This is a genomic window from Pseudomonas sp. DrBHI1 (assembly GCF_002205115.1).
GTDB classification, from domain to species: domain Bacteria; phylum Pseudomonadota; class Gammaproteobacteria; order Pseudomonadales; family Pseudomonadaceae; genus Aquipseudomonas; species Aquipseudomonas mosselii.
This window is the reverse complement of the sequence record NZ_NIBE01000047.1, coordinates 1-3,151: the sequence shown is the minus strand read 5'-3', so window position 1 is coordinate 3,151 and position 3,151 is coordinate 1. Positions and strand designations below refer to the sequence as shown.

1 rRNA gene is annotated in these 3,151 nt (G+C 51.5%); it reads left to right on the top strand.

The annotated features are described in order from the left end of the window. Positions 1 to 194: 194 nt before the first annotated feature. Positions 195 to 3,087, top strand: a 23S ribosomal RNA gene (locus CC207_RS08200). The last annotated feature ends 64 nt before the right edge of the window (positions 3,088 to 3,151 follow it).

Genomic DNA, 3,151 nt, shown 5'->3' with positions numbered 1-3,151 from the left:
ATGAATGTTGATTTCTGACTTTTGTCAGATCGTTCTTTAAAAATTCGGATATGTGATAGATAGACTGAATGCCAGTTTCACTGCTGGTTATTCAGGCTAAGGTAAAATTTGTGAGTTCTGCTCAGCAATGAGCAACATGCGAATTTTCGGCGAATGTCGTCTTCACAGTATAACCAGATTGCTTGGGGTTATATGGTCAAGTGAAGAAGCGCATACGGTGGATGCCTTGGCAGTCAGAGGCGATGAAAGACGTGGTAGCCTGCGATAAGCTTTGGGGAGTCGGCAAACAGACTGTGATCCAGAGATCTCTGAATGGGGGAACCCAGCCAGCACAAGCTGGTTATCTTGTACTGAATACATAGGTGCAAGAGGCGAACCAGGGGAACTGAAACATCTAAGTACCCTGAGGAAAAGAAATCAACCGAGATTCCCTTAGTAGTGGCGAGCGAACGGGGACCAGCCCTTAAGCTGGTTTGAGATTAGTGGAACGCTCTGGAAAGTGCGGCCATAGTGGGTGATAGCCCCGTACACGAAAATCTCTTGCCAGTGAAATCGAGTAGGACGGAGCACGAGAAACTTTGTCTGAACATGGGGGGACCATCCTCCAAGGCTAAATACTACTGACTGACCGATAGTGAACCAGTACCGTGAGGGAAAGGCGAAAAGAACCCCGGAGAGGGGAGTGAAATAGAACCTGAAACCGTATGCGTACAAGCAGTGGGAGCCTACTTTGTTAGGTGACTGCGTACCTTTTGTATAATGGGTCAGCGACTTATATTCAGTGGCGAGCTTAACCGAATAGGGGAGGCGTAGCGAAAGCGAGTCTTAATAGGGCGCTTTAGTCGCTGGGTATAGACCCGAAACCGGGCGATCTATCCATGGGCAGGTTGAAGGTTAGGTAACACTGACTGGAGGACCGAACCGACTACCGTTGAAAAGTTAGCGGATGACCTGTGGATCGGAGTGAAAGGCTAATCAAGCTCGGAGATAGCTGGTTCTCCTCGAAAGCTATTTAGGTAGCGCCTCATGTATCACTGTAGGGGGTAGAGCACTGTTTCGGCTAGGGGGTCATCCCGACTTACCAAACCGATGCAAACTCCGAATACCTACAAGTGCCGAGCATGGGAGACACACGGCGGGTGCTAACGTCCGTCGTGAAAAGGGAAACAACCCAGACCGTCAGCTAAGGTCCCAAAGTCATGGTTAAGTGGGAAACGATGTGGGAAGGCTTAGACAGCTAGGAGGTTGGCTTAGAAGCAGCCACCCTTTAAAGAAAGCGTAATAGCTCACTAGTCGAGTCGGCCTGCGCGGAAGATGTAACGGGGCTCAAACCATGCACCGAAGCTACGGGTGTCATCTTTGATGACGCGGTAGAGGAGCGTTCTGTAAGCCTGTGAAGGTGAGTTGAGAAGCTTGCTGGAGGTATCAGAAGTGCGAATGCTGACATGAGTAACGACAATGCGAGTGAAAAACTCGCACGCCGAAAGACCAAGGTTTCCTGCGCAACGTTAATCGACGCAGGGTTAGTCGGTCCCTAAGGCGAGGCTGAAAAGCGTAGTCGATGGAAAACAGGTTAATATTCCTGTACTTCCAGTTATTGCGATGGAGGGACGGAGAAGGCTAGGCCAGCTTGGCGTTGGTTGTCCAAGTTTAAGGTGGTAGGCTGAAATCTTAGGCAAATCCGGGATTTCAAGGCCGAGAGCTGATGACGAGTGCTCTTTAGAGCGCGAAGTGGTTGATGCCATGCTTCCAAGAAAAGCTCCTAAGCTTCAGATAACTGGGAACCGTACCCCAAACCGACACAGGTGGTTAGGTAGAGAATACCAAGGCGCTTGAGAGAACTCGGGTGAAGGAACTAGGCAAAATGGCACCGTAACTTCGGGAGAAGGTGCGCCGGTGAGGGTGAAGCACTTGCTGCGTAAGCCCACGCCGGTCGAAGATACCAGGCCGCTGCGACTGTTTATTAAAAACACAGCACTCTGCAAACACGAAAGTGGACGTATAGGGTGTGACGCCTGCCCGGTGCCGGAAGGTTAATTGATGGGGTTAGCGCAAGCGAAGCTCTTGATCGAAGCCCCGGTAAACGGCGGCCGTAACTATAACGGTCCTAAGGTAGCGAAATTCCTTGTCGGGTAAGTTCCGACCTGCACGAATGGCGTAACGATGGCGGCGCTGTCTCCACCCGAGACTCAGTGAAATTGAAATCGCTGTGAAGATGCAGTGTATCCGCGGCTAGACGGAAAGACCCCGTGAACCTTTACTATAGCTTTGCACTGGACTTTGAGCTTGCTTGTGTAGGATAGGTGGGAGGCTTTGAAGTGGGGACGCCAGTTCTCATGGAGCCATCCTTGAAATACCACCCTGGCAACCTTGAGGTTCTAACTCAGGTCCGTTATCCGGATCGAGGACAGTGTATGGTGGGTAGTTTGACTGGGGCGGTCTCCTCCCAAAGAGTAACGGAGGAGTACGAAGGTGCGCTCAGACCGGTCGGAAATCGGTCGTAGAGTATAAAGGCAAAAGCGCGCTTGACTGCGAGACACACACGTCGAGCAGGTACGAAAGTAGGTCTTAGTGATCCGGTGGTTCTGTATGGAAGGGCCATCGCTCAACGGATAAAAGGTACTCCGGGGATAACAGGCTGATACCGCCCAAGAGTTCATATCGACGGCGGTGTTTGGCACCTCGATGTCGGCTCATCACATCCTGGGGCTGAAGCCGGTCCCAAGGGTATGGCTGTTCGCCATTTAAAGTGGTACGCGAGCTGGGTTTAGAACGTCGTGAGACAGTTCGGTCCCTATCTGCCGTGGACGTTTGAGATTTGAGAGGGGCTGCTCCTAGTACGAGAGGACCGGAGTGGACGAACCTCTGGTGTTCCGGTTGTCACGCCAGTGGCATTGCCGGGTAGCTATGTTCGGAAGAGATAACCGCTGAAAGCATCTAAGCGGGAAACTTGCCTCAAGATGAGATCTCACTGGAGCCTTGAGCTCCCTGAAGGGCCGTCGAAGACTACGACGTTGATAGGTTGGGTGTGTAAGCGCTGTGAGGCGTTGAGCTAACCAATACTAATTGCCCGTGAGGCTTGACCATATAACACCCAAGCAATCTGCTACGCAGATTGTGGTGGTGAAGACGAAAGATCCGAAAGTTCGTA